Source organism: Halorubrum sp. CGM5_25_10-8B (genome assembly GCF_005435095.1).
GTDB classification, from domain to species: Archaea; Halobacteriota; Halobacteria; order Halobacteriales; family Haloferacaceae; genus Halorubrum; species Halorubrum ezzemoulense.
Window position 1 is genome coordinate 15,049 of record NZ_SGTY01000017.1, and the last position, 25,497, is coordinate 40,545.

Below are 25,497 nucleotides of genomic sequence, written 5' to 3' on the forward strand. Positions count from 1 at the left end.
CTGCAAGGGTTTTTACAGGATCAGCTTAGGGCGATAGGGAATGATTCCGGAAACAACCCGGCCACGTTTTTAATACTAGCCTGAAAACCAGTCTACCAGATATAGATGATCCGCGATGCTCGCGTTCTCCGAGCCGGGTTCGTTCCTAGGGAAGTTGAGCATCGCGACGCCGAAGTCAACCATCTCTCCAGCGTTCTCGAGCCTATCACGAACGGGGAACCCGCCGACACCGCCATCGTCACCGGGCCCAGCGGCGCCGGCAAGACCTGCATCTCGAAGTTCGTCACCGAACGCCTCCGGGAAGAGGTTCTCGACGTCGAGACCACCTACGTCAACTGCTGGCGCAACTACACCCGGTACCGGACGCTCTACCAGATCCTCGACGACCTCGGTGCGACCATCGACATCCACCGGCAATCGACGCCGCACGACGAACTCGTCGACCGCCTTCAGCAACACGATGGCCCGCGAACCGTCGTCATCCTCGACGAGGTCGACCAGCTGGAGGACCCCAGCGTCATCTACGACCTTCACAGCCTCCCGCAGTTCGCGATCATCTGCATCGCGAACAAGGAAGAGGAGCTGTTCAGCCGCGTCGACGACCGCCTCGTGAGCCGCCTGCGCTCCAGCGAACACGTCCGGATGGACAAGTACCACGACGAGCAGCTGTACGACATTCTGAGTGCGCGGGCGAAGTGGGGCCTCGATGAGGACGTCATCACCGACGACCAGCTCTACCGGATCGCCGACGCGGCCGCCGGCGACGCTCGCCTCGCAATCGGCATCCTCCGAACGGCTGCCGGCAAGGCCGATCGGGAGAACCACGAGCGCATCACCGACGACATTCTCCTGGACGCCGCCGAGGATGCTCGGGCCCAGATCAAGCAGAAGAGCCTCGACTCGCTCACGCCGCACCAGCGCGTCGTCTACGACATCGTTCGCGAGCACGGCCCAGTCGGGCCGAGCGAGATTCACGAGCGCTATACCGAGGACGTCGATGACCCGCGGACGAAACGGACTATCCGCACGTACCTCTCGAAGATGGAGCAGTACAATCTCCTCGAGGCGGAAGGGACGAGTCGGGACCGAGAGTACTCGCTTGTCGATTCGGCAGCGGCGTCGCCGATGCAGTAACGGTGACCCCGTCAGCTATCAGGAACTGAACTCGCCGAGGCCCGATTGCTCGTGGTCCAGCGGCTCGATGACCTGGGAATCGTCGTTGCCGGGGTTGTTGACCCGCGTCGAGATCTCGTATGCGTCCAGATCGTCCTTCGGGTACGGCTGGCACAGTTCCTTGCGGGTGTCCGGGTCTGCGGCGAGCCAGTCGGACTCAGCGTCCTGCGGGAGGACGACCGGCATCCGGTCGTGGATTGAGTTCATCAGGTCGTTCGGCTCCGTCGTGAGAATCGTGACGCACGAGATCGTCTCGTCGTCGCCCTCCCAGACGTCCCAGAGCCCGGCCATCGCGAATGCGGGGTCGTCCTCGCGGTGAATCCGGTAGGGCTGTTTCGAACCGCCGTTTGGCGATTTCCACTCGTAGAACCCCGACGAGGGGACGAGGCAGGGACGTGATTCCCACGCCCGCTCGAAGACGCGTTTCTCGTCGGCAGTCTCGGCGCGAGCGTTGATGATGCCCTCCTCGGGTTCGTCCGCCCAGAACGGAATCAGCCCCCAGTGGTAGGCGTCGATCTCGTCTTGAGCCTCGTTCGTGATGATGTGGAGATCGTCACCAGGTGCGATGTTGTATCGGGGTGTGTACCCGCCGTCCGCGACGACCTCGGCATCGAAGCGGTCCTCGAGGTCTGCTTGGTCGATGAAGAGCGAGTTCCGGCCACACATACATCCTGATTCGACCGGGAGATTATTCAACGTGTCTGGATGTCTGAAAGCCCGGACTCGTTCGATTAGAGCTCGGTCGGGGGCAGCAGCTCACAGAGGACAGCTGCTTGGTCAAGAAGTGCGTCGAAGAGTCGTTCCGTCGGCCGATACAGCGCATGAAGTTCATCGACAGAATAGGTCGTTTTCTCATCGTCGTTGTCGGAGAGAAATCCACTTTCGAGAAGCGGGGCAAGGGTAGTATCTAGCGCAGCACCAGACCGTCCGGATTCGACTTCGAATGTGTGTCGAGAGAATTCAGGAAGGCACCGCGTACAACAGCTTAGGACGTGAGCACGTCGGTCGGCGAATAACTCGTTGAGAGAGGTTCGATGAGTTCGAGTCCAATAGTCGTCAAGCTTGACGTATGTACGGACGATCGGGGACATATCGTTGAGCGACCCATTGGCGTGAATGATCCCGAGATCGTTGAGTGCGTGTTGGTCTTGGATGCCCAATGACTCTCCCAGTGGGTGGAGAACAGTTTGGAGAGCATCGTGAAACCGTGAGGTGAGGAATTCTCCCGCGACAACGTGAGAGTTCCCGATGTTTCGAGTCGGGTGGATTGCTTCGTGATGATTCGGATCTCGGTGATCGACGTAGGTTCGTGGGTAGCTCATAGAGCACCGCATACAACGCAGTGTTGAGCATTAACATTCCGAGCGAGAGAATCTGAGTTGACAGCTGTGGTCTATTAACCAACGTCTTGATGCAAAGCGCAGATCTGTTGGTTAACAATAGGTAGGTCTTGATTCAGGAAATGGTCTCGGAAACAGCCCCCACACAGAGAATTCACGGGACTGTACCGTGATTGGATACAATCCATCTGTGTTCCCTGAAACGTGGAAGCGACACGCCGCGGCTTATCGGGATTGTGGACATCCAATCAAGTATGCCTGACCAATCGACAGCTCCCTCGAACCGTCTTGCTGTGGACCAGCCGACACGGGGAGCTGACCGCAATCGGTCCCTTGCTGACCAGGCCGATCCGGCTAGGGACGAGATGCTGTTGCCGCAGCTTGGTGACGGCATCACGTTGCTCGACGTCGAGGGAGGCCGCGGCGTCCCAATCCTTCAGTCGCTCGTGCTCGACCACCTCCTCCTGCATGACGGACCCGCCTTCTGGGTCGACGCAAATGGACACGCGACGACGACGACACTCGCCCAGATCGCGCCCAGTCAACGGTTGCTCAACCGAATCCACGTCGCCCGCGGATTCACTGCCTACCAGCACTACGGCGCCGTCTGTGATCTCCCGTCAGCGGTGAACAAGTCGATCCAGATGTCCACCACCGACGCCAGGGCGGCCGTTCGAGGGGAACCAAGTCGTGACGAGGACACGTCGCCCCACACACCCGCTCTCATCGTCGCGCCGGCCGTCGACGCCCAGTACCGTGCCGACGATACCCTCGGCGAAACCCACGCGAAAACCCTCCAGGCCCGCACCCTTGCCCGGTTGGCGACCTACGCCGAGGGGTACGACATCCCGGTTCTCGTTACGCGAAACGAACGAAACGAATTCACCGAACCGGTCGCGACGGTCGCCGACCACCACCTGGAATGCGAGCAAACCCGGATGGGGCCACGGATCGTGGGTGAAGACTTCGAGACACTCGTCTATCCCGTCGACGACGGCGCGTACTACCAGACGACGTTCGCGTACTGGCGGCAGCTGCTCGCGGCACGCGCCACGCAGGTCGGCGTGGAACCGACGACGCCGGCGCCGTCGACGCCGACCCCGGAGGGTGTCGGGACAGGAGTCACCGCTGACGGTGAGACGGTGGCGGCCACCGCGGATCCCCTGCTCGATGCGTGGACGGCGACCGGGACAGGAGGGCGATAGAGATGGGGCGCACAAACCCGACGTACCGGGATGCACTCCGGGCCATCGAAGAGCGCTGGGCGGAGTTCCGCCGGGCACTGCGGCGTCGCGACCAACCGCGCTTCGACCAGCTGTTCGAGTACGCCCGCAAGCACGCCGACGCGAGCGGGCTGTTGAACCACCAGAACCCGCTGCTGCCGGCGCTGCTCAGCATCGATCTCGAACAGGAGGCCCGCCTCGACGACCACGAGGAACGCCTCGAGGAGCTCGAAGCCGCGGTCGCAGCACGCGATGACCAAGAGAGTGCCCCACCGGACTCGAACCCGTGACGATGCCGTTCAGCATCGACTTCTTGGACGACGGCCGCGTCCTGGAGTGGGAGGCAACCGCCGACGGTGCCGTCGCGACCGAGCGCGATGACTACACCCCACGCTTCTACGTCGCCGCTCGCGACCCTGATGCCGACCTCGACCTCACGACGCTCCAGTCGGTGTACGACCAGCACCCGGACGTCGTCGCGACCGAACTGGTTGCGCGACGACCGGGCTTTCGACGGGACGAGGAGGCCGTTCTCGCAGTCGACGTTGCCCACATCGACCGCGTCACTCCACTCGCCCGGCAGACGCGCCAGCTGTCGGACTATCCAGTCGGGGATCTCGCCTGTTTCAACGTCGACTTCTCGCGGGAGTTCCGGTACTGTCTGGAGACCGGCGCCGATCCGACGCCGGCGAGCGAGCTGTCGACGCTCCGGCTCAGCGTCCCGGTGACCGAAACGAGCAACGACGTCTACGAGGAACTGTCCGTTGCCGGCGACACCGTCACCGGCTCGCCGACGGATATCCTGACCGCCGTCCAAGAGGCACTCGAAGCGCACGATCCGGACGTCCTGGTCTGCTCAACCAGCGAGATCGTCCCGACCCTGTACGAGATGGCGACGGACGCCGGCGTCGACGACTTCTCGCTGAGTCGGTGGCCGGACGTCGACTACCAGCAGCTCGCGAGCCGGTCGACGTACTCGAGCTACGGCCGCGTCGGCCACTCCCCGGCGCGGTACAACGTGCCCGGCCGGGCGATTATCGACGAGTCGAACACGTTCTTCTACGGGGAGACGAACCTCGACGGCGTCCTCGACCTCGTGTCGCGCTCGAAAAAGCCCGTCCAGGAACTTGCGTGGGCGTCGATCGGGAACGTGCTCACGGCGATCCAGATCTGCGAGGCCCACGACCGCGACATCCTCGTGCCATGGAACTCCTGGCGTCACGAGTTCTACAAGCCGATGGGGACGCTCCACGACGCCGACCGCGGTGGCTTCATCTTCGCGCCCGAGGTCGGCCTCCACGAGAACGTCCACGAACTCGACTTCTCCTCGTTGTACCCGAACATCATCTGTACGCGGAACGTCTCGCCGGACGTCATCCGGTGTGACTGCCACAGCGACCGCGACGACGTCCCCGGCCTCGGGTACTCGATCTGCGACGAGCGGGGTTACCTCGTCGACGTGCTACAGCCGATCATCGACGCACGCGACGAGATCAAGGCGACCATCCGTCACGAGAAGGAACGGGACGACCCCGACGAGGACCGACTGGCAGAACTCGAGGGGCGGTCGGGAGCGCTGAAGTGGATCCTCGTCGCCTGCTTCGGCTATCAAGGGTTCAGCAACGCGAAATTCGGCCGCATCGAGTGCCACGAAGCGATCAACGCGTTCGCTCGCGAGATTCTGCTGACGGCGAAACAGCGACTGGAAGCCGGCGGCTGGCGGGTCGTTCACGGCATCGTCGACTCCATCTGGGTGACCCCGGACCCCGACACCGACGACGATGACCGCGAGGACCTCGAGACGCTCGCGACGGCAATCACAGAAGAGGTCGAGATCCGGCTCGAACACGAAGCCCACTACGACTGGGTGGCGTTCGTCCCGCAGCGCGAGAGCGACGCCGGCGCGTTGACGAAGTACTTCGGGAAGGTCGCCGGCGACGACGACTTCAAGATACGCGGTATCGAAGCCCGGCAGCGTTCCACCCCACCGTTCATCAAGGACGTCCAGCGGGACTGTCTCGAACGGCTCGACGCGACTCGGTCACCGGACACCGTATTCGACTGTCTTCAGGACGCGATCAAGCGCCTCCACGCTGGAACGGTGCCGGTCGAGCAGCTCGTCGAACGGAATCGTGTCTCCAAGCCGCTGGAAGGGTACACGCAGAACACGCAGAACGTGGCGGCGCTGAAGCGGTCTCGGGACCAGGACCTCGCTATCCACCCGGGACAAGACATCGAGTACGTGGTCGTCGACGACGAGAAGAGTTCGCGAGAGCGAGTCGCGTTGGCCCACGAAGAGGTAGAGTCGTACGATGCGTCGTACTACGAGACGCAACTCGTCAGAGCTGTCGAGAGTGTGCTGTCACCGCTTGGCTGGGATCGGACGGAGATTCGACGCGAGATCGCGGAAACTCGTGAAACGGACTTGACCGCCTTCACCGAGATTGGAAGAAGTTAACCAACACCATCGAGGTATCGGGAGAGTTGTTGGTTAATACTGAGTGGAGACACGGAAGGGAGCTGGAGAGAATACTTCGCCCACACACCCCTCGTCCAGAGTGAAAACCAATCAAGAGAGTGGGGCGAGGTCCACGGGAAACGGGGGTTCTCGTGGGAGAAGCTCAGCAAGAATCACGGAAAGACCACCTGAGACGGAAGAACACGGAAGAAATGGAACAGCAAACACGAGCAGCGGTTCGAAACCACCCGGACGAATGCCGCCTTCGTCCTCTTCCCTGTGCTGAATGCACTTGGAGAGTGGTAGGAGGTAGGTAGTAATAAAACTTCTAGGTAATACTATGCAGGTTGGTATGTTTGGGGGAAACTTCGACTGTGTGCCGACTGCTGTTCGGGGCGTACTCGTCTCACGTCTTGTGATTTCGGTACTTGCCAGCCGACTCGTCGTGTGGTTTCCGTCGGGTCAACCGAGGGACTCTCGTAGCGTTTCACTCTGGACGAGGGGTGTGGGGGGTTCGATTCCATCGTCCGCGTATTATGAGACGTTGAAGGAACAATCGTCATTCTGACTATTCGCCAACCAGCGAACCGGCATCAAAGCCGAAATCGGGATTGGTATCTCCCGATCTCCCTCATCAATCGGAATCAAGATACCCGATCCCGACAGTTCCGATTGTACCCTGCTTTGCTTCGGATGGAGATCTGACCTGCGTCTTCACTCTTGATTGGGGGTGCCGACGAACGCTCGTCAGCATCACTCGAGGTTCACACTCCACTCCAGCTCGTCACACCAGCGCTTTCACTCTGGACGAGGGGTGTCTGCCGTGCGTCAGACGTCCAGGGCCGATGTGTCCTCTCATAGAAATGATTGGCTCTGTTGAAATCCTCAGAGAGTTACATGTTCGCCGTGTAATTCAATGAGATGAAGTCCCTCCCGAAGTCGCAGATTCTCCGGTTTACTGAGAAGGCGATCCATCTGGCACGGCGAGCTGTCTCTCGGTACTCCTCGAAATTCTCCAAACACCGCTATACACTTCCCCAGCACGTTGTTCTGCTCTGTCTCAAAGTTCGGAAGAACACGACCTATCGTGGCCTGCTTGATGAGTTAATCGAGATGCCACGCATTCGTCGAGTTCTTAGATTAGCCGAACTTCCCACGCCATCAACGCTCTGTAAAGCGTTCAATCGACTTGATATGGCTGTATGGCGTGCTATATTGACTCTCTCAGCGACGCTACTTCCGACGAGCGGTATCGTTGGTGTTGATGCGTCAGGGTTTGACCGCAGTCACGCTTCGAAACACTACACGAAACGAGCTGAACTCACGATTCAGCAGCTCAAAGTGACGTTGCTGGTCGATACGAAAGTGAACGCAATCCTCGATCTCCACGTGACGACAACACGAAAACACGATAGCCAGATTGCGCCGTCGTTGATCAAGCGCAACTCCGAGGATATTGGCATTCTCCTCGGAGACAAAGGCTACGACGATCAGAAAATCAGACGGCTCGCCCGGCAACACGAGATTCGGCCACTAATCAAGCATCGTGAGTTCACATCACTCCACAAGGCATGGAACGCTCGCTTAGACGCTGATCTCTACGGCCAGCGGAGTCAATCCGAGAGTGTGAACTCCACGCTCAAGCGAAAGTACGGTGCGTTCGTTCGATCACGACACTGGTGGAAACAGTTCCGTGAACTCACTATCGCTTGTCTCGTTCATAATCTCGACCGGTCACTCTGAGCGGTCGATCTGCGTACTTTAGATGAAAATCCGCGTGAGTATTAGTGAAATATATTGGTGTTTCCACGTTAAGCAAGAGCGCCATAGATCCAAACCATTTTGATTGGGTAATTCATCCCCTAATTTAATCGGCTGTTATAATCTCGCTCATGGATCAATTCCAAATTCTTCCGGGACATTGTGTGGTCCATGATGACTATATCGAGATCGAAAGTAACAAAATCACTAGAGCCAAGCGTCTCCTGAAAAATAGCCATACACTACAAATAATTCTGTCAACAACAGCTCTCTATCTGATATTGTCGATTGTTTTTAACACTAGTATATTTGTCAGAGAAGTCGCGGTAAATGGATTAGTTAGCGGTGTACTTTTGGGGTTTTTATTATTATCTGGGAAATATGTCTACAATAGGTATTTTGGAGTCTCTGACGAAACTAAAATTGAGTTTGGAACAATCCAACAGATCATCTTGTCCAAACCAAATAAGATCGGTCATCCACACATGATCATACAGTATCAGGAGAATGACTCTGAAAAACTCCGAGTAGTTCAATTGATGCCGACGTGGTCTAAGAGTGAAACAGATACTCTATCAGATGTTGAGGATATATTAGTCCAGAATGGTATTGAATATAAACGCCGTGAAGATCCTAAGTAACTTCTGGGCCGATCTTTCACATTCACTCTCTGAAAATAATATACGGCTTTATTGGGTTCCATTGAAGCAACTCTCAACTAATCGACACTAACCCAGTTGAAGCCAGCATACAATTCTCATTTACAGCCGTTTCACACGATTTTATGTCTGAATAATGGGATTTCAACAGAGCCAAATGATTGATTACCCGGTTCGGGAGATACACTCTGGACGGGGGGTGTCGTCTCAACCAAGTACGCTGATCCTGGATGGAGGGCTATTCACTCTTGACCAGGGGTGTGTCAAACCCGCTCCAGTCTGGCGTTTTCACTCTGGATTGGGGGTGCCGGTCTGCGTCGGTAACGCTTGCTCCGAATCCGATTTCACTCGGGACCGACTCGACCCTTTGTGAGGATTATACGCCAGCGACAAAACATCAGAAGACGACCATAGCCCGATTTACACTCTGGTCGAGGTAGCCAAATCATTAAGTAGGTCCCATCCGCGATGTCTGATATTGATGGCTGAGGAACCGTCCCAACTCTCTGACTTCGACGGCCGCTACGAGGATCCCGCTGACGATCCCCTCTTTGACTTTGATGAAGATGACCCCGACCGCGCCAACATTTTCGCTCGCAAGGAACTGCTGAAGGTTGGCCACGTCCCTGAAAGCGGCCGTATCGTCGGCCGGGATGGCGAGATCAAGGCCGTTGCTGCTGAACTCAGGCCAATCGTTCGTGGCGATCCGCCCAACAACGTGATTATTTACGGCAAAACGGGAACCGGGAAGTCGCTCGTTGCCCGTCACGTCACCGAACGAGCCCGGCGAGCCGCGGAGTCGAACGGTGTGTCCGTCGGCACGGTCTACGTCGACTGCGCGCAGCACAACACACAGACACGCGTCGCGAGGACGGTGACTCGTTCACTCAACGAGACGGACGAGACTGACTTCGATATTCCACGCGCAGGGATTGGCAGCGGTGAATACTACGACTATCTCTGGGAGATTCTGGATACTGCCTACGAGTCAGTCATCATCATTCTCGACGAGGTCGACCGACTCGATGACGATGATATTCTTATGCAGCTCTCGCGAGCTCGCGAATCGGGGAAAGCGGATTGCCACCTGGGCGTCATCGCCGTCAGCAACAAGATCGAGTATCGCGACCAGCTGAACGAACGCGTTAAGTCCAGTCTTCGCGAGGAGGAATTCGTCTTCCAACCCTACGACGCGAATCAACTGCGCGAGATTATGAAGCACCGACGGGACGCGTTCCATGATGGCGTTCTCTCGGATGATGTGATCCCGCTGACGGCGGCACTAGCCGCTCAAGAACACGGTGACGCCAGAAAGGCCATCGAAATTCTTCGTCACGCCGGCGAACTAGCCGAACGAGAAAACGTCGATACAGTCGTTGAGGAACACGTTCGTGATGCTCAGGAGTGGGCTGAAATCGATCGGTTCGAGGAGCTGCTACGCGGGTCGACGACCCAGGTCAAATTCATCCTCTATTCGCTCGCGCTGCTCACCGAAGAGAATCCGAACGAGGATGGATTCTCCACCAACCGGATTTACGAACGGTATCAAGCGACGACAGAGAAGGCTGATGCGAAGACTCTCAGCGAGCACCGCGTCTACGAGCTGTTGAAAGAGCAGGCATTCCTCGGCGTCGTTGAATCAACTCGGACCGGGGGTGGCCGGGGTGAAGGCAGTTATCTCGAGCACCGGCTGGTTCAGGACACCGGCATCGTGCTGAAATCTGTCCTCCGGGATAGCCGGCTGGAAGACCTGGCCTAGCTCCCGTTTCGGTCACCGACCACACCCCTGATCACGAGTGTATCTCTCGATACGTCGGAAACGTGGGGTGGGTGATCCGAGATCGTCTTCTACTCCCAATAATCGACTTTGGCCGGGTGACGAAACGACGGAAACGTGGGGGGTGTGATCCCCTCGATCGTGGCTGCGTTCCCTCCACCGACCTCCGGTTACGACGGAAACATGGGGTGGGTATCTTCTCTCCGAGTGTTACCTGTTTGGACTGACCGGACCCATTCACACTGAGGGGTGTGGCGTGGGTTGAATCCATTCACACTCTGGGGTGTGTCCTCTGCTACTAATTGCGCTGAACAAACACCCAGCTACGGTTCACTATCGTCTACTCGTCGGGACTGACGGGGCCTTTATACTGGGAACGAATTTTTTCGCCCTCTCGCCACTGCCAGTAGTAGTAGCGGTTGTCGTTAATCTCCTTGATCGTGATCGTGGCCTTCGCCGGGACGTCGTCCGGCAAATCGTCGGGGCGTTCTTCGATTTCGCTTTCATCTGAGTCCTCTTCGAGACGTGCCTCGCGAGCTTTGTGCTCAGCTAGCTCTTCAGCGTAGCGGGCAACGTACTGGAGTTGTTCAGAAGAGGACTCGTTGAGCGTATTGACGAGGTCTGTCGGGAGTTCCGCCGGCGGCCTCGGTGGCTCGTAGGACATCAGCGGTCGCCTCGAGTTAACCAACAAAAACCGCATCGGCATAGATTTGTTGGTTAATAAGATATCGCCCCGTCACGGGCTGAAGAGTATGAATAGCAAACTATTCCGGAATAGAACGTTCCATTAGATGTCGTCGGGACGGGGCGCGTTCTCGTACTTGACCATCTTCTCGGGCTTGTCGGAGATGGTCTCATAGATCTGCTGAAGCGTCTCTTCAGCGGCGAGCAGGTTGTGTTCCTCCAGGAACTCCCGACCCGCTTTGGTGAGTCCGTAGAACTTCCAGGGGTAGCCCTGTCGGCGCTGGTCGTCGTCCAGGGCGACCTCCTTCACGATGCCCTCACCGATCAGCTTCTGGATGTGCTTGTAGACAGTGGCGTCACTCACGCTGGGGTTGAGCTCCTCGAGTTCGTACATCGAAGGAAGCTGCTCGGGGTGCTGGAGGATGTTGTTGATCAGGGCAAACCGCGTCTGCTGAGTGACAAAGTGGATGAGTTCCCGTGGTGTCGTGCTCTCACCGTTCCCAAGGCCATCATCCATATCCGTGTGTTCAATCGAGTACGCCAAAGTAGTTTACCCCAGAGTAAACTACTGAGCAGGAAAGACTGAGGAGCAAGATAGGACCTACGCCTGTGGTGGAAGCTGACCATCTGGACGTGGGACCTGCCCCTGTTTGATTTCGTGGTCGACGCGACGCATATGTTTGCAGCCACCGTCTGGAGCGCGCTGCTGCCAATCGGGACAGGTACAGGATTGCCCGATGATATCGACTTCGTATCGATTTCCGGACGCCGCTTCGACTTCGTAGCGACCACCCTTGGCGAGTAGAGAGACGGTCATCGCTTCCTCGACAGCGCGTTTCGTTCGTGGCTCGAGATCATCGGCCGAGGTGGAGCCGTCTGATACGAGCATTCGGTCGCGAACGTCTCCCGCCTGTCCGCCGTCTGGAGCGACAGCGCTTCCAATCTCCTGAATCCGGTTTTCCAAGAGTGCTTCCGCAAGGTTCCCCTCCGGCCAGAGAAAGTGGACTTCTCGTCGCTCTCGATGATCGTAGGAGCCACAGGTGGTGGCATTCCCTTCCCAGACTCGCCATGCCCCCAGCGCGGCCATCACGGTGAGGATGCCCCGAGGAACCGGTGTTTGGTCCTCAGGGTAGAACACTCGAAAGCGCGTACAGTCGTCCTGTGGCGGTACTGTGTCCCACCACTCGACGTCGGACCCCCAACTGTCGTACATCGCTTGATCCCGGCCGTATCCAACCGTCACGCCATCGACCTGCGGGACCTCTTCGGGGATCGCGTTGGCATCGCCTTCGAGGAGTCGGAGTACAGCGTACCGGAGATACTCGTGTGTAGGGGAGTTCGTGGTTTGGGCGATCTGGTCGTACTGCTCTGCGACTCGCTCCGCTTCTGCCAGAACGGCTCTGAGATGTCGCTCTGTCATATTTCGGTGAGGCTGGAATGCGCCTCCACCCCTCGGCGGGCGCTCAAAAACTTAACCAACGCACCAGCCAGATATCCTGAATTGTTGGTTAATCGCCAGAGATCCGGATGCGACACTCATCGGTCATCCACACCGACATCGGCCGTTGCCTACGGCGATCCCTGTTGGGAGATCACCGTGTCCAACTGTTCCCAGACCATTTCGAACGCCGGCGGATCACCGGTTAGATCCGGCAGCGTGGTCTCCCACTGGTGGCGGATCGTCTCTTGTTGCTCGTCCGGGAGTCCGTCGTTCAGATCAACGGTGAGCCCATCGTGTTTACACTTCGCGTCGAAGGCGGGCCCCACGTCGGCAAAGTTGATCGCGACTGAATCGGTTTCGAGCAGCTGATAGAGATCATAGTAGTCACGGGCGGCTCCGCGCTGGTAGATCGCTCGGAGCTTTTCGGCGAAGATCTCCTCGACGCTGTACGCCTGGAGATCGAATTCGGGCACGTCTTCGTACGCGTGCGTGTGCTGAACAGGGTCGAAGGCGACGTGCTCGTCGACCATCACGTCGATGCTGGTCGTGTTGGGGTGGTTAAGTACGGCGCGGTACTGAATGCTGATGTCGACGTAGTGGGTCGGGTAGTGGTCCTGCTGGGATTCGTGGTGCTCGCGAATCTCGAATTCGATGCCAGAGCGGTCGGCAATCGTATCGAGGACCGTTCGGAGCTCCTGTTTGGACCCCTGGTACTCCCCTTCTACGCCAAAATCGAGGTCCTCCGAGAACCGCCACGATTGCGGGAAATACAGCTTGGACAGCGCGGTCCCGCCTTTGAACAGGAGGTTGTCGCCGTAGCCGCTCGTGAAGATGCCCCAGAGGAGCCACGAATTAACGTAGTTCTTCTCGGCGTACCCTTGCCGAACGCCCAGTTCACGAGCGAGAATCCGGAGCCGCTCCTGACTGATCATCGCGATCAGGACTCCGTCGGCTCCAGTATGGCTGGCTCGACGTTGATTCGGAGGCGATACGTACTGTCGGTCGATCCGGTGTCGGGCCGCGTCGGGTCCAGTGAGGAATATCCACTCGTGAACGACGCGACGAGCTCTTCGCGGGCGGGGAGGTCGATGCCGAGCTGGTCGGCGAGGTAGACGATTCGCTTGGTCGCAGCGCCGTTGTCGAGGCGTTCGAGGTACTCGCCGACAGTGACCCAGTCGCAACCCCGTTCGTCGGCAGCACGCATCGCGGTCGCAAGTTCCCGAAGGCCTCCACAGAACTCGGGGTGGTCCGCACAGTCGACCAGCGTCTTTTCTAGGTCGCTGACCTGAACGGTCGTGCCCTCGACCGATGTCGGCTCAAAGCCGAAGAATTTCTGCTCGGTGACTGTCGTGACGCGGTACGGGACGCCGTGGATCTCCCTGCTTTGCGCTCGGGTCGGCGTGACGACGTACACCGTCCGGGGAACCTGTTCGGTCAGCCCGTGGTGGCTGAGGGCGCTGTAGTAGCCGATGTACATCGGCTCGGCGACGTGGGCAGCGATGAGGTACTCGTGGGTGGTGTACACGGCCTCCTCGCCGGCAGTGAGTGGAATGATGAGATACGTGCCCGGGAAGAGCCGGTCGAGCCAGCCCTTCTCGGTGAGCCGGGAGGCGATCTCGCGGGCGGTGTTTGAGGGTACCTCCAGCGTCGTCTCGATGTCGTCGACGGAGATGATCTGGTGACCCGCGCCAGCGAGTCGTGCAAGGAGTCGACTTTCTCGAGTCGAGAGACCCTGGCGCATATTTTGCGTTTGTTCTATGGTACTCATACCTGCGTTTCTTACATAGAGTATAAACACGGGCCTGCTTTAGCCTTGCGACTGTCGCGAACGGCGGAGACGAGCAGACTTAACCAACGAAATTGGGGGTGTCGAGTCGAGTGTTGGTTAAGAATTCAGACGGCGTCTTCGAGCACGTCGATGAGCTCTTCTGCTGTGGAACTGATCCGGTCGAGACGGTTACGAACGATCTCGGGATCGTCCGACTCCCACGCGGCTAGGTAGAACGCCGACCCACTGGTATCCAGCCCCCAGTACCGCCCGACGACGTAGGCGACGGCTTCGGCCTCGACTTCGCGTTTCGCCCGCTCGGTGTCGTCGTCGACGTCGAAGTGGAGCAGGCCGTGTGCGTACTCGTGGATCAGCGTCCGCGCAAGGTCGGCATCGTTCGCCCGATCACGCACCTCGACCCGCGGTTGCATATCGACGAGACTCAGCTGCTCGCAGATGCCTTTCGCCTCGCCGTGCGTCCACTCCGCTTCCGGAACGATCCGCACCGTCACGCCAAGCTCGTCGGCGGCTCCAGTCAGCCGACCGACGAGGTCGCCGGCATCCCCGGTGGCTTCCGTATCGAGATCAGGAAGCGGTTCGCCTTCGGTCTGAGAGACGTCGAACACCGGCGCAGGCTTGAACCCGACCAGCCCCTCGGACCACTCTTCGGGCGGTGTCTCGTCGTACTCACAGTCGCTGTTCTCGTGGTAGCTCGGCGAGTTCTCGCACTCCGGACACTGCTTGGTGATGATCGGGGCCCAAATCCAGATGGCCGATTCGCCCTCTTGGACGTGCCTGTCGAACTCCTCCTGCCACGTTCGGTAGCCGGCGACCTTTGTCGCGTCGGGGTACTGCCGCTTGATCAGCAGCGTGTTTCGATAGGAGTAGTCGTGGAAGCGGCTCTGGACATCGAGCCATTCCTGGAACTCACCGCTGGCCTGCGCGTCGTCGACCCCGGCGACGAGGTCGTCGATCCACTGTTCGATGGTACTGTTCATCTCGTCGGATCGCGTGTCGGTCTGGTCGAAGGAGACCGACGAGTCTCTGGTCGTGGACATCGTGTTCACCGAATCGAATTCACGGCGACTGCGTCTGTTCAGACCGCGCCGCACCCCTCAGGGGCGTTCAAAAACCGCTCTGCCGGTCAGCGGAGCTCGTGGTGTTCGTCCGCAAAGCCGACCGTGACGAGGTACTCGAGGAACTCGTCGAAGCGCTCGACGTCGCTGGGTGTGTCAGTCGCAAGGTGACGCGTCCACTCGATGGCCCACTGGAAGGCGGGATCTGTCCCGCCCTTGCCGTGTAGATACCACCACCGGGCCGCTTTGAGAACCACTATGGGGTTCGTCGGCGGCTGCTCACCGGCGAGCCCACGGGTGATGGATTCGATTTCGTCAGGGACGTCGGCGGGATCGACCTCCGCTGATTGCGTGTTGTCGATATCAACGGGAATATCGTCGACCGAGACGTTGTCGGGACTCTGTTGTTGACTCAATGGACGTCACCTCGGAAAGCTTTCGAAGAAGCTCTGGCGCTCTCCGGGAGCACGAAAAACAGGCCACCCAGTTACGTGGGAGGGCTTTTGACCGGTCAGCATCAATGAAGACCAACCAATCGATGTCGCACTGTAGGTCTGCCTTGCCCCGAGCGACTCTCCCGGTGATAACTATACCGGGATTTTGTTAACGTAGTCGGCGTCGGTGAGAGTGGCTTGGACGCGAATAACGTACGGACAATTCGGTATATGGAACTCTGACTGTGGAATGGCAAGAATCGGATCGTTTTTTGAAACCGGTCTGAGCCCTTCGTAGTGTAATTCAGCTCCGGAGACTCTTGAATGGGAATCGCACCGATACTGTTGAGAAGCTCGACAGCCAGCCACACCGTCGAGTGACTGATACACGGGACATCGACGACAAGGTTCGGAAATTCCGTGTCGTGGGCGCTGGAGAGCAATCAAAGAATGTCGTCTGTAGCGCCGATACGAAAGTCGTTATTGCTCTGGAATGTCGCGTACTTCGAGTTCTCCGTTTGGTAAGATGTATGCCCCGAGATTAATCTCAGTACTGGACCACATCCTTCCCAAATCTGGACCGTCCTGACCAGGTACTTCCCATTCGTGAGTAACAGACAAGCTATTATCAGAGGTTACAGTTACAAAGTAGATCCCATCGCTTATTGCGGCACGTTCTATTGTGAATCCATTATGAGGTCTAACAGTGTAGGTTTCGGAAAACTGTGTTTTCCTACTATCCGTTCGACTGCTAGCTGGTGCTATCTCAATTTCTACTGTTTGCTCTTTCTGGCTAAAGTTGACTAATCGAATCCCACGGTATCTGTCGTTGCTCGACTCAGTCGGGGTCCTGGCCCTGATGCGCTTAGTCTCTGCTCGTATGAATTCTCCTCGGGTGAGGTAGTACAGAGTCGGGTTGGTAATTCCTTCGCCAGTTGACCGTCCGCTTTCATCACGAGACTCGACCGAAAAGGCACATTGTACAACAACGCAGAACGCATTTCCGCTCTGGCGTTCAATAGCGGCGTAGCAATCGTAATCTAGGTCAATTATATTGCTATCATTCTGGATATATTCATTATATCTGGTTACTTCTTCATACATTTTTGCGAACCGAATGGCAGACTCCTCATCTAACTCATCTGGAGCCTCGGGATGCTCCTTCGATTCAATTGAAGACGGTCTACCGAATAGACAGCCGCTGAGCGCAATTTTAGTCCCAATCGCCGATGTTGCGAGAAACGCTCGACGATTCATACAGATTCTTTTCCCACCGGTTCTTATATTTTGTGTAGAATGTATTTTTACACGTCTAATAGTTACATCTACGTTCGAATTAATTAATGTACTAGATTCTGCCCGTAAATTATAAGTAGTTAGTTTGCTAATAAGATTTCATGGGATCTAACCAAAGATCCTCGCGGAAGAAAGCTGTACAGATCGGCAGACGGAGTTTCCTCGCTACGACAGCGACACTTGCTGGAACAAGCGTCACTGTTGTCGAAGCCTCCGACGAGGCGGTTGATCGGTTTAGCCTTGGAAAGCGAGGATTCATCGAAACTTCAGTGACACATAAAGGTGCTCCCGACTACCCGAGATCGCAGGGGCATCGATATGTAGCAGATTATATTATTGAAGATTCATTACTTTCGTTAATAAATTTTCCCATTGAAACAATCAAAAATAATAAAACTATCGTCACCACCGGAAAAAAAATACAATAAATTGGGAAGCGTTGATTTTGATTCCCCCTCTCAAAAATCACTGATTATTGACCGAGATTACCGCTATCTTGAAGAAACTACACTAACACTTGAAGATGAATACTCCACTCCAACAGTAGTAACCAAGGAAAGGGACGATGGAAAAATCCGATTTGAAGTAGATGATCAAGTAATAGATGTCTCTCCTGGTGAGGAAAGAAAAATCGAAATTTCTGATCAGAAAATCAACGTTTTGGAACGGAATGAAAATGGAGACACTAAAGTAGTGAGAGAATCAGTGACGCCTATTCTCAACGTATTTAACCATGGTTTGGTTGATATCTATGGCAGTCGTAACAACGCGATTGTCCCTGCGGACACAAGAGATCCATTTGGACGGTCGATCGTTGATTATTTCGAAAAGGCTAGCAATCTTAACATCCCCGATGGGCCTTCATTTGTCGTGATTCCCAATGAGGTGTTGAAATAATGCCATCTACGGATATCTACCTCGTTGGAACGGAGAACTACTATGATAACTACGACTCTAGTCAGTGGCCCGAACAATATCCGGCATCTCTGATGGGTAATATCGCAGACTGGTGTGAGGTGACTTGGTCTGATTGGGTTGACCAAGAATTAGGATACGAATCTAATTGGAATGCGCGCGGAGGTCAAATTCCAGAGTCTACACTCTCAAACTCATCGTTGTCACAGCGAAGGACAGACGCTGATAATTGGCTCCAAAACAACTGGAAATATTACGATGAGTGTGACGCTGTTTTGGTTATTGATTATAAATCACTCTCTGATGGTCTCCTCGGATATGCTTACATTGGGACAGCGGGCGATAGCCAAAACAAGACTGGAATAGTCAATATGGAACCCTTTGAGGGTGGATCCCCAAGCAATTTCTTTGATGAGGTTGAGTATTATGGGACCTCATTCCATGAGGTTTGTCACCTGTATGATGCGGTTCACTCCGATGGAGGAATATATAATGATGACGAAACTTCGTTAATGGTCTCCATAGCCGACGATACAAACCAGTGTTATGACGAAGGTGAAAAAGAAGTTAGAACTAGGAATGTACACGGTTGCGCACATACCGCCGTCAGGTATCATATGGATCAAAACTTGTAGCATATTGAACAGGTGGGGGTAAACGTCGTCGAACTTGGCCGCTGATTGACCGTGGGCTGGTCGAGATTCCGCTTTTTGTCGAGTACGTAGACACCGACTATGGCCGGTGAAACGGGAAGTATACCGTTGTCTGTACAAAGGGTCCAGTACCGTGAGGATGTGGTACATTGTCCGTGCGGGCGCCCAGTCTGTGTCCGTCCGTTTAGTAACGCCTTCAAACTGGAAATAGAACGCGTACGTCTTCGCAGTGGTGATCACCGCTAAAAGTCTGACACCGACCGCCTTGGCCAGCAATTGTTACAATACATCGTGGATGGGTGCTGGAAGTCCAAGCTGTCGGCTCGCAAACTCTAGATCAAAGAGTACTGCCACGAACAGAGTCGCGCCGACCTAGATCAGCGCCAACCCGGCGACTGCGTCTGTTCAGACCGCGCCGCACCCCTCAGGGGCGTTCAAAAAACCGCTCTGTCGGTCAGCGGAGCTCGTGACGTTCGTCCGCAAAGCCAACCGAGACGAGGTACTCGAGGAACTCGTCGAACCGCTCGACGTCACCAGGCGTGTCGGTCGCAAGGTGACACATGGCGAGCGAAAGCCACCCCTAAAAGGGTGTAACCGACAGCATGGCTCGGCAATCCGGGCTCTATTGCTCGTCTGGATGTTCTATCGCTCCCAACCCCGCTTCGATGATCTCCCGATAGGCTTCTTCGAGAGTCACGTCCTGCTGTTCGGCGTAGTCTTTCACGCGCCCGTTCAGCGTGTGCGAGATGTCGATGTTTGGTCGCATCGTTAATGTCCAAAAGACATTTAGACAGTCAAGAACAAATGTCTGTTGTCGTGAGGCGAACCAATACGTTCGCGGTGCGCCCTCTCTCCGAGCAGGATGAGCAGTTGCTCCGCGAACTGTTAGACGCCTCTGCCAGCCTCTGGAACGAACTGAACTACGAGCGTCGCCGGAACTTTTTCGACGGCGAGAGTGTGTGGGATACCGCCGACTATCGCAAGCAGTATGTCGGCGTCCTCGGCTCCGCCACCGCTCAACAGGTCATCCGTAAGAACAGCGAGGCGTGGCGGTCTTTTTTCGCAGCCAGAGAGGATGGCGAGGACACCGCCCCGCCCGGCTACTGGGGCAACGAGGACGACGGCAGGGAGTTGCGAACGTACATCCGTAACGACCAGTACACCCTCGAAACCGGCGAGCGGAGCCGCCTCGAAATCCCCATCGGCCAAGACCTGAAAAACGAGTACGGGCTTGGCTACCACGACCGACTGCGCCTCGAAGTTGCTGGCGACCCAAACTGGGAGGGCGAACAGGGCCGGTTAGAACTGTACTACGACGAGGTCGATGACACGTTCAGGGCTATTCAACCCGTCACCGTACCTGATTCTCGACGGGATTCACCACTAGCCGAGGAATCGGCTGCCTTGGATGTCGGCGCGAACAACCTCGTCGCCTGTACGACCACGACCGGCCAGCAGTACCTCTACGAGGGCCGCGATCTGTTCGCCCGCTTCCGGGAAACCACCGAGGAGATCGCCCGCTTACAGTCCAAACTCCGTGAGGGTCGGTACAGCAGTCGCCGGATTCGACGCCTGTACCGCAAGCGGACACGCCGACGCGACCACGCACAGGATGCGCTCGTCCGCGACCTGATCGAACGACTATTTGAAGAAGGCGTTGCGACCGTATATGTGGGCGATCTCACCGACGTGCTATCCAAGCACTGGTCCGCAGAGGTGAACGACAAAAACCACCAGTTCTGGGCATACCGGTCGTTCATCGACCGGCTTGCGACTACCGCCGAGGAGTACGGTATCACGGTCGAAGTCCGCTCAGAAGCATACACGACGGCGGAGTGTCCAGTGTGTGGCGAACGAGAGATGACGGAGCGGGACGGCGACGTGTTCCGCTGTTTGTGTGGCTACGAGGGGCACGCCGACCTCGGTGCGTCACGGACATTCCTTGAACGACAGGCTGGCGAATCCGAAGTCGGGTCGATGGCACGGCCCGTGCGCCTCATGTGGGACGACCACAACTGGTCGGAGTCACCACGCTCTCCCGAGAGGGCCAGTCCCAACGAGGAGCGCACAAACCGGAGTACCCGCACGGGGAAACTTGCCTCCGTGGAGACGGCATAGCCAACATCCCCACCGGAGGAATCCAACCCCTTCAGGGGTGGGAGGATGTCAATCACTGGAAGTCACCTCTGAGAGCTTTTGAAGGAGTCCTTGCCCTCTCTGGGGCCACAAAAAACGGGTCGCGACGTCACGTCGGCGGGAGGTAGACGCTCTGTTCGCCGGCGTGATTTTTGAACTAGATTGGTTCCGTTGGAATCCTCAGAAGTGACCGTTTCTATTGCGTTGCGGACAGTACAGGCTGTTCAACAATTAAGCCGACTGTATACGCGTCGCCATCCATCTGATGCCGGACCCCGCAACGTAGCCGATTGTTCCGATGATGACCGCAAGCGCTAGGCCAAAATTGACGCTTGTTTCGAGTCCCCCAAGTAATTCGGCGCGGGCAGACCCGTATGCGAACCCCGACATTCTCGGCGAGGTGTACCGGCCTGCCCCCATCCACTCACCAGAGAGATAACCGACGAGTGGTGGAAAAGCGTACCCCCAGAGGCTAACCAGCCATAGTGTGCCGACGGTTGGGACTAAGCCCGCACCGAATATCCCCGCAATGACGGCAGTTCCCGGAACAATCACAAGCCAGCCCCAGAACTCATAGAGGCGAACACCCACACCGAGGAGGAACGCGACGGACGCGAGACTCAAAAGACCGACAACAGAACCGATAACAGCCCAACGAGGGAGACGGTCACCGAGGATGTGTCTCCGGACCCGACCATTGTTGAGATGTCTCATACCCTTTGTTTCACTTCCGGATTATTAGTTGTTTGGCCGAGTGCGCAATTCCTGTCGACCGCCTGTTTCAGGCGAGATACTCTGTTGAGGTGTTTTACAAGAATTCAACAACCCCTATTTTCTTTCAGATGATGACTCAAAGAAAATCCGAATTAGCTTCCTGTTTCACGCGATTGTATTGATCTTCCGCCCAATCAAGCGCATCTGGGGTATCATTCATGAGAATTCCACGCACTCCCTGTTCCGTGAAAATGATGATACCTGCCTCAGACGAATCAACAATCCAGAGGCCAAAACTAAACGGCATCGTAGCAGTGTGTAAACTGACATTACTGTCGTCTTGTAGTTTATTTGTAAGTGATGAAAATACGGCACGCATCCGTTCAAATACGTCGGGTGGGATAATTAAATCGAGAGAGTAATCTTCAGTACTGCGTACACGTTCGTAGAGCTCCTCAGCGAAGCCAGTAATCACGACTGGGGTAATAATGGTAATATATTTACCAGTTTCGACACTATCTAGCAACAGTTGTATAATGGCATCTGGCATCGACGGGTCAGCTCTGTTGACACTTGCCCCCTCAAGAAACGGGTAATCAATCATATCCGTTGTTGAAAGTTCGTTGATTAGTGGACCTGCCTCAACAAGACTCTCCAGCCGACCCAGATATGCTTCTCGTGCCCTGTAACTACACCTTCCGAGTGGCGTAGGTTTCCACACGCCGTCTTTGTAGACCACGAACTCACTATCGGCGAGGTCACGCAAAGCGCGGTCCAGCGTAGAACGTGAGACATCAACCACCTCTTCCAGTTCGCTCTTTGAGCGAGGCTGATCCATTAGGATGTGAAGGAACGAGTAGCGTTCGGAGAGGACACTGTCGGGGTCATCGCTTGATGAATAACCCATACTTACTCCTTAGTCCAGCAATCAGTTAAATTTTTCACATTTAAATAGGTTAATTCACTAGGAGTAAAATAATACTATTCACTATATTCAAGAAAATCAAACTGGAGGAGTGGGCATCAATATGTAGGGTGGTATCTCATTATATGAAAAAATTATCGGCCGGTAAGGTGAATATAACATGGCATTATTCCTTGTGTGTGGTGTGATCACATGGCCACTAAACAAAAAGACGTTCAAGCTGGTCAAAATCAAGACGAGTCGAATGAAGCGACCACTACTGAGAGTAGCTCGCGCAGAAATGAAGAGTGCTCAACAGATACTCAGAAACGGACAATATCTAGTCGACGGTCCACATTAAAAACCGTCGGTATACTTGGAGTGGGTTCATTTGGCTTTTCACGGGTGGGTGTCGCATCTTCTGAGAAAAAATCAGATGAAAAAGAAATCGACTACGCACTTCGTCGAGAAGAGCCAGGAGACCCAACCTCCGCAATCACAAAACGGACTAAGAGAGTTCCTCGAGACTGGTACCGTTCGCTCAAGAGGAGTGAAAAAGTCCGTAAGAGAAAAAATTTTGAATCAAAACCATATGTAGGTGAGGTTGATCTGATTCCACCAATACACGGTGGAGCAGGACCACAAATTCAGGTTGGAGTCATTCAGAATCCCGACGGCTCAGCTCATCCTGATCTTCCCTCTACTCAGGAGGCAAAAGACAAGATTCCTACAGAAGTTGAGCGAATTCCAGTTGATGTCCACGAAGTCACTGAGTTTAGAAACGGCTGCTACGAATACGATTACGGCGATAGTGTCCCAGCAGGTGCCGAAATGGAGGTCGGATATGAGACCGGTTATTGTACTATGGGAGCGCAACTGAACAAGGACGGGAACTCATACTTTTCGACATGCCAGCATATATTTTATAATGACGATCCTAAATCAAGAAAGTTGTACAATCAAGATGATGATGCTGCGATTGGTGACGTTATAGAATCATACTGCACGTACGATTTTGTTGTTGCTGAGCCAATCAATGGCCACACACCGACATATAGGTTGGCAGATCCCAATGGAACCCTTTCGGACCTAACTATCGTTGAGCAGTTTACAAAAAATGCGCTTCATGATAAAGTAGCTAATGATGAAGAATTGACCAAAAGAGGTGTTAAAACCTGTGAAACTACTGGAAAGATCCGATCGGCTAATGGATATATTGGGCCTGTTGACATAGGGTGCGGTTTCCGAAATCATCAAGTGAAATGGGGAAAAGATGATGGTGACTTTGACCCGGGTGATAGCGGATCCATAGTCTATCAGAAGGTGGGAAGTGATCAAGTTGCTGTTGCTGGAACTTGTAACGGGTGGGACCCTGTTAATAGATATATCGTATATGGCCAATCAGCTTACTCTATCAAGAATAACAAAGGGTACACCTATATTTAAAATAATATTAGATATGAGCGTTTATAAAAATACTCTGTAATAAGCTTTGTTTGTGCTAGGTTCTCCGAGAATTAACGTTTTTGATGATTGCTTGGCTTGACGTCTTATTTCACAGAATAATCATTCAACAGCATCGTTGCTCGCGGGCGGTGACCCCCGCACCCCTCTCTGGGGGCACGAAAAACAGGTCGCGAAGCCACGCCGGCGGGAGGTAGACGCTCTGCTCGCTGGCGATCTCCTCCAGGTTGTTCCGGTGGCGGTGGCTGAAGTAGCCTTCGTAGCTGCAGTATCCACAGCTTGCGCCGGTATCGTATTCGGCGACGTATGGGCCGCGGCGGGTTCGCCAGACGTTCGTCCCGCACTCGGTACAGGCGGCGTCCTCGAGATCGGCAGGACTCGGTCCCTCGTACTCGACGTCGAGCCCCTCGTCTTGCGGTGTCGTTTCGGGCCAGATTCCGTGGGTCCTCCAAAACTCACGGACGCGGGCGAGGCTGTGGCGCACCGTCTTTCGGACGGTGACGTGGTCAGCGTGGCGACCGCTGTCGTCCCAGCCGTCGGCCGTCCAGAACTCACCGAACTGCGCGCCGCGATGCAGCCCGTTCCAGTCGACGCCGACGATGTCGGCTGGTGGCTCGTCCGTGAGTGTCGGTCTGGTCAGCTGTCGAATGGCGTCGAGCTGCTTGGGCGGACTCCCGCCGAGGATGTGGACGTGCCGCCCTCTCCAATCGGCTGGGTCGGAGAATTCGTGGGCCAGGCGGTCGGCGTATCCCCGTGAATACCCGAGGACGAGGGTCTCGGGTATCGCGTCGATCACCGCCCGCGACTTCGGAACGACGATGAGCTCGGCCTCTGGATAGCTCGCTTGGATCTCACGAGCAGCAGCGACGTGGGCGTCGATGTCGTCGATTTCGTCGACGTCTCCGATGACCCCGACCTCTGGTTCGTACTCGAAAAAGCGGTCGACGAACCGGTCCAGATCGGGATTCTGGAAATCGTTGTCGAGCATCCCAACGGGAATCTCGAGATTCAGGTACTGGTCCGTCTGATACCCACAGTCTTCCCGAAACCCGGGGAGAAATCCAAGGGCTAGAGCATCGCCGGCAAAGGGAGCTCGGTGGAGGAACGCCACGAAGTCTGTTTGTCTGGCGGCGGCGATTTCCCGGGCGGTGCTGGCGCTGGAGCTCAGCTCGAGAGACATGATTAGGCTCGCGAGGCCGCTGCTGGCTGCCCCGCACCCATTCAGGGGCCCGAAAAACCGGAGCACATGCTGTTAACCAACAATAGGAGAACTCACGCGGAATATGTTGGTTAAGAACAAAGCTTACTCTTCGCCCTCACGCAGCTCTTCGGCCTTCCACTTGAGCCGGCGCAGAATCTGCGTTCGATTTTGGTGGGTGTTCTCGTAGGCAACACACTCTTGCAGGGTTTCCATATCCGGAATCGTCGCGATTCCTGCCTTGACCAGGCGCGTGTTCGATGCTTCAAGCCGCTTCTCTGGCGGGAATTCGTCGCTCTCTTCGTCGTTAGTGGTTCCCATCTCGAAGAGCCTCCACCCCTTTGGGGCCGACACAAACAACTCTCCGGACGATGACGCCCCATCTCTAATAGAGATAAAACCGATACAACAGTTACCGTAATG

At 55.8% G+C, this 25,497-nt stretch carries 25 protein-coding genes; 11 read left to right on the forward strand and 14 right to left on the reverse strand.

The features are described 5' to 3' along the window. Positions 1 to 105: 105 nt before the first annotated feature. Positions 106 to 1,134 carry a Cdc6/Cdc18 family protein gene (locus EXE51_RS14255; protein ID WP_137692881.1) on the forward strand — a complete coding sequence of 343 codons (1,029 nt, stop codon included), beginning with the start codon at positions 106 to 108 and terminating at the stop codon, positions 1,132 to 1,134. A gap of 18 nt (positions 1,135 to 1,152) precedes the next feature. On the opposite strand, the gene EXE51_RS14260 is transcribed toward EXE51_RS14255, so the two are convergent. After that, positions 1,153 to 1,839 (reverse strand): SOS response-associated peptidase, encoded by a 687-nt coding sequence (locus EXE51_RS14260; protein WP_137692882.1) that lies wholly within the window; start codon positions 1,837 to 1,839, stop codon positions 1,153 to 1,155. 1,039 nt (positions 1,840 to 2,878) lie between these two features. On the opposite strand from EXE51_RS14260, the gene EXE51_RS14270 reads away from it, so the two are divergent. From EXE51_RS14270 to EXE51_RS14295, 6 genes are all read left to right on the forward strand, one after another. Then, positions 2,879 to 3,718, forward strand: a complete 840-nt coding sequence (locus EXE51_RS14270) for a hypothetical protein (RefSeq protein ID WP_137692914.1) — start codon at positions 2,879 to 2,881, stop codon at positions 3,716 to 3,718. 2 nt (positions 3,719 to 3,720) lie between these two features. Beyond that, positions 3,721 to 4,026, forward strand: a complete 306-nt coding sequence (locus EXE51_RS14275; protein ID WP_137692884.1) for a hypothetical protein — start codon at positions 3,721 to 3,723, stop codon at positions 4,024 to 4,026. A 2-nt stretch (positions 4,027 to 4,028) separates the two neighbouring features. Next, positions 4,029 to 6,194, forward strand: coding sequence for a type B DNA-directed DNA polymerase (locus EXE51_RS14280; protein ID WP_199234061.1), 2,166 nt, complete (start codon positions 4,029 to 4,031; stop codon positions 6,192 to 6,194). 921 nt (positions 6,195 to 7,115) lie between these two features. Then, the gene (locus EXE51_RS14285; protein WP_077152424.1) at positions 7,116 to 7,937 is read left to right on the forward strand and encodes an IS5 family transposase; all 822 of its coding nucleotides are present in this window, start codon (positions 7,116 to 7,118) and stop codon (positions 7,935 to 7,937) included. Between the two features lie 149 nt (positions 7,938 to 8,086). Next, positions 8,087 to 8,596: a hypothetical protein gene (locus EXE51_RS14290; protein ID WP_137692886.1), complete on the forward strand. Its 510-nt coding sequence runs from the start codon at positions 8,087 to 8,089 to the stop codon at positions 8,594 to 8,596. Between the two features lie 499 nt (positions 8,597 to 9,095). Further along, positions 9,096 to 10,373: a Cdc6/Cdc18 family protein gene (locus tag EXE51_RS14295; protein WP_121571058.1), complete on the forward strand. Its 1,278-nt coding sequence runs from the start codon at positions 9,096 to 9,098 to the stop codon at positions 10,371 to 10,373. Positions 10,374 to 10,731: 358 nt separating this feature from the next. On the opposite strand, the gene EXE51_RS14300 is transcribed toward EXE51_RS14295, so the two are convergent. From EXE51_RS14300 to EXE51_RS14335, 8 genes are all read right to left on the reverse strand, one after another. After that, positions 10,732 to 11,055 carry a hypothetical protein gene (locus EXE51_RS14300; RefSeq protein WP_137692887.1) on the reverse strand — a complete coding sequence of 108 codons (324 nt, stop codon included), beginning with the start codon at positions 11,053 to 11,055 and terminating at the stop codon, positions 10,732 to 10,734. Positions 11,056 to 11,178: 123 nt separating this feature from the next. Further along, positions 11,179 to 11,592 (reverse strand): MarR family winged helix-turn-helix transcriptional regulator, encoded by a 414-nt coding sequence (locus tag EXE51_RS14305; RefSeq protein ID WP_137692888.1) that lies wholly within the window; start codon positions 11,590 to 11,592, stop codon positions 11,179 to 11,181. 84 nt (positions 11,593 to 11,676) lie between these two features. Further along, positions 11,677 to 12,495, reverse strand: a complete 819-nt coding sequence (locus EXE51_RS14310; protein WP_137692889.1) for a hypothetical protein — start codon at positions 12,493 to 12,495, stop codon at positions 11,677 to 11,679. 149 nt (positions 12,496 to 12,644) lie between these two features. Continuing rightward, positions 12,645 to 13,448 carry a nucleotidyl transferase AbiEii/AbiGii toxin family protein gene (locus EXE51_RS14315; RefSeq protein WP_137692890.1) on the reverse strand — a complete coding sequence of 268 codons (804 nt, stop codon included), beginning with the start codon at positions 13,446 to 13,448 and terminating at the stop codon, positions 12,645 to 12,647. A 5-nt stretch (positions 13,449 to 13,453) separates the two neighbouring features. After that, on the reverse strand, positions 13,454 to 14,284 hold the full coding sequence (locus EXE51_RS14320) for a type IV toxin-antitoxin system AbiEi family antitoxin (RefSeq protein WP_137692891.1): 831 nt from the start codon (positions 14,282 to 14,284) through the stop codon (positions 13,454 to 13,456). Between the two features lie 125 nt (positions 14,285 to 14,409). Continuing rightward, positions 14,410 to 15,342 (reverse strand): ImmA/IrrE family metallo-endopeptidase, encoded by a 933-nt coding sequence (locus tag EXE51_RS14325; RefSeq protein WP_137692892.1) that lies wholly within the window; start codon positions 15,340 to 15,342, stop codon positions 14,410 to 14,412. Positions 15,343 to 15,428: 86 nt separating this feature from the next. Then, entirely contained in the window at positions 15,429 to 15,776 is a 348-nt protein-coding gene (locus EXE51_RS14330) for a hypothetical protein (protein WP_137692893.1), read from the reverse strand. A 498-nt stretch (positions 15,777 to 16,274) separates the two neighbouring features. Next, complete coding sequence (locus EXE51_RS14335) at positions 16,275 to 17,051, reverse strand: hypothetical protein (RefSeq protein WP_137692894.1); 777 nt, start codon at positions 17,049 to 17,051, stop codon at positions 16,275 to 16,277. A gap of 411 nt (positions 17,052 to 17,462) precedes the next feature. Between EXE51_RS14335 and EXE51_RS14340 the strand changes: the two genes are divergently transcribed. Further along, complete coding sequence (locus tag EXE51_RS14340) at positions 17,463 to 17,987, forward strand: hypothetical protein (RefSeq protein ID WP_137692895.1); 525 nt, start codon at positions 17,463 to 17,465, stop codon at positions 17,985 to 17,987. Continuing rightward, positions 17,987 to 18,640, forward strand: coding sequence for a hypothetical protein (locus tag EXE51_RS14345; RefSeq protein ID WP_137692896.1), 654 nt, complete (start codon positions 17,987 to 17,989; stop codon positions 18,638 to 18,640). The genes EXE51_RS14340 and EXE51_RS14345 overlap by 1 nt, the downstream gene beginning before the upstream one ends. A gap of 640 nt (positions 18,641 to 19,280) precedes the next feature. Here the strand turns inward: EXE51_RS14345 and EXE51_RS17560 are convergent. After that, a complete protein-coding gene (locus tag EXE51_RS17560; RefSeq protein WP_158413898.1) occupies positions 19,281 to 19,424 on the reverse strand; it encodes a hypothetical protein in 144 nt (47 codons plus the stop codon). Positions 19,425 to 19,462: 38 nt separating this feature from the next. Between EXE51_RS17560 and EXE51_RS14350 the strand changes: the two genes are divergently transcribed. Next, positions 19,463 to 20,776, forward strand: a complete 1,314-nt coding sequence (locus tag EXE51_RS14350) for an IS200/IS605 family transposon protein TnpB (protein ID WP_008580604.1) — start codon at positions 19,463 to 19,465, stop codon at positions 20,774 to 20,776. Between the two features lie 249 nt (positions 20,777 to 21,025). On the opposite strand, the gene EXE51_RS14355 is transcribed toward EXE51_RS14350, so the two are convergent. Together EXE51_RS14355 and EXE51_RS14360 are read right to left on the reverse strand one after the other, a co-directional pair. Next, a complete protein-coding gene (locus tag EXE51_RS14355; protein WP_080505575.1) occupies positions 21,026 to 21,508 on the reverse strand; it encodes a hypothetical protein in 483 nt (160 codons plus the stop codon). A gap of 136 nt (positions 21,509 to 21,644) precedes the next feature. Continuing rightward, a complete protein-coding gene (locus EXE51_RS14360; RefSeq protein ID WP_137692897.1) occupies positions 21,645 to 22,415 on the reverse strand; it encodes a winged helix-turn-helix domain-containing protein in 771 nt (256 codons plus the stop codon). A 210-nt stretch (positions 22,416 to 22,625) separates the two neighbouring features. On the opposite strand from EXE51_RS14360, the gene EXE51_RS14365 reads away from it, so the two are divergent. Next, positions 22,626 to 23,858, forward strand: coding sequence for a hypothetical protein (locus EXE51_RS14365; protein ID WP_137692898.1), 1,233 nt, complete (start codon positions 22,626 to 22,628; stop codon positions 23,856 to 23,858). Between the two features lie 124 nt (positions 23,859 to 23,982). On the opposite strand, the gene EXE51_RS14370 is transcribed toward EXE51_RS14365, so the two are convergent. Together EXE51_RS14370 and EXE51_RS14375 are read right to left on the reverse strand one after the other, a co-directional pair. Then, positions 23,983 to 25,056 carry a DUF6610 family protein gene (locus tag EXE51_RS14370; protein WP_137692899.1) on the reverse strand — a complete coding sequence of 358 codons (1,074 nt, stop codon included), beginning with the start codon at positions 25,054 to 25,056 and terminating at the stop codon, positions 23,983 to 23,985. A 123-nt stretch (positions 25,057 to 25,179) separates the two neighbouring features. Further along, complete coding sequence (locus tag EXE51_RS14375; RefSeq protein ID WP_137692900.1) at positions 25,180 to 25,395, reverse strand: hypothetical protein; 216 nt, start codon at positions 25,393 to 25,395, stop codon at positions 25,180 to 25,182. Between the last annotated feature and the right edge of the window lie 102 nt (positions 25,396 to 25,497).

Bases quoted from the DNA above. Each gene is read 5' to 3' on its own strand.
- EXE51_RS14255 (WP_137692881.1), top strand. From the start codon at position 106: ATGATCCGCGATGCTCGCGTTCTCCGAGCCGGGTTCGTTCCTAGGGAA.
- EXE51_RS14260 (WP_137692882.1), bottom strand. From the start codon at position 1,839: ATGTGTGGCCGGAACTCGCTCTTCATCGACCAAGCAGACCTCGAGGAC.
- EXE51_RS14270 (WP_137692914.1), top strand. From the start codon at position 2,879: ATGCTGTTGCCGCAGCTTGGTGACGGCATCACGTTGCTCGACGTCGAG.
- EXE51_RS14275 (WP_137692884.1), top strand. From the start codon at position 3,721: ATGGGGCGCACAAACCCGACGTACCGGGATGCACTCCGGGCCATCGAA.
- EXE51_RS14280 (WP_199234061.1), top strand. From the start codon at position 4,029: ATGCCGTTCAGCATCGACTTCTTGGACGACGGCCGCGTCCTGGAGTGG.
- EXE51_RS14285 (WP_077152424.1), top strand. From the start codon at position 7,116: ATGAAGTCCCTCCCGAAGTCGCAGATTCTCCGGTTTACTGAGAAGGCG.
- EXE51_RS14290 (WP_137692886.1), top strand. From the start codon at position 8,087: ATGGATCAATTCCAAATTCTTCCGGGACATTGTGTGGTCCATGATGAC.
- EXE51_RS14295 (WP_121571058.1), top strand. From the start codon at position 9,096: ATGGCTGAGGAACCGTCCCAACTCTCTGACTTCGACGGCCGCTACGAG.
- EXE51_RS14300 (WP_137692887.1), bottom strand. From the start codon at position 11,055: ATGTCCTACGAGCCACCGAGGCCGCCGGCGGAACTCCCGACAGACCTC.
- EXE51_RS14305 (WP_137692888.1), bottom strand. From the start codon at position 11,592: ATGGATGATGGCCTTGGGAACGGTGAGAGCACGACACCACGGGAACTC.
- EXE51_RS14310 (WP_137692889.1), bottom strand. From the start codon at position 12,495: ATGACAGAGCGACATCTCAGAGCCGTTCTGGCAGAAGCGGAGCGAGTC.
- EXE51_RS14315 (WP_137692890.1), bottom strand. From the start codon at position 13,448: ATGATCAGTCAGGAGCGGCTCCGGATTCTCGCTCGTGAACTGGGCGTT.
- EXE51_RS14320 (WP_137692891.1), bottom strand. From the start codon at position 14,284: ATGAGTACCATAGAACAAACGCAAAATATGCGCCAGGGTCTCTCGACT.
- EXE51_RS14325 (WP_137692892.1), bottom strand. From the start codon at position 15,342: ATGTCCACGACCAGAGACTCGTCGGTCTCCTTCGACCAGACCGACACG.
- EXE51_RS14335 (WP_137692894.1), bottom strand. From the start codon at position 17,051: ATGAATCGTCGAGCGTTTCTCGCAACATCGGCGATTGGGACTAAAATT.
- EXE51_RS14345 (WP_137692896.1), top strand. From the start codon at position 17,987: ATGCCATCTACGGATATCTACCTCGTTGGAACGGAGAACTACTATGAT.
- EXE51_RS17560 (WP_158413898.1), bottom strand. From the start codon at position 19,424: ATGCGACCAAACATCGACATCTCGCACACGCTGAACGGGCGCGTGAAA.
- EXE51_RS14350 (WP_008580604.1), top strand. From the start codon at position 19,463: ATGTCTGTTGTCGTGAGGCGAACCAATACGTTCGCGGTGCGCCCTCTC.
- EXE51_RS14355 (WP_080505575.1), bottom strand. From the start codon at position 21,508: ATGAGACATCTCAACAATGGTCGGGTCCGGAGACACATCCTCGGTGAC.
- EXE51_RS14360 (WP_137692897.1), bottom strand. From the start codon at position 22,415: ATGGGTTATTCATCAAGCGATGACCCCGACAGTGTCCTCTCCGAACGC.
- EXE51_RS14365 (WP_137692898.1), top strand. From the start codon at position 22,626: ATGGCCACTAAACAAAAAGACGTTCAAGCTGGTCAAAATCAAGACGAG.
- EXE51_RS14370 (WP_137692899.1), bottom strand. From the start codon at position 25,056: ATGTCTCTCGAGCTGAGCTCCAGCGCCAGCACCGCCCGGGAAATCGCC.
- EXE51_RS14375 (WP_137692900.1), bottom strand. From the start codon at position 25,395: ATGGGAACCACTAACGACGAAGAGAGCGACGAATTCCCGCCAGAGAAG.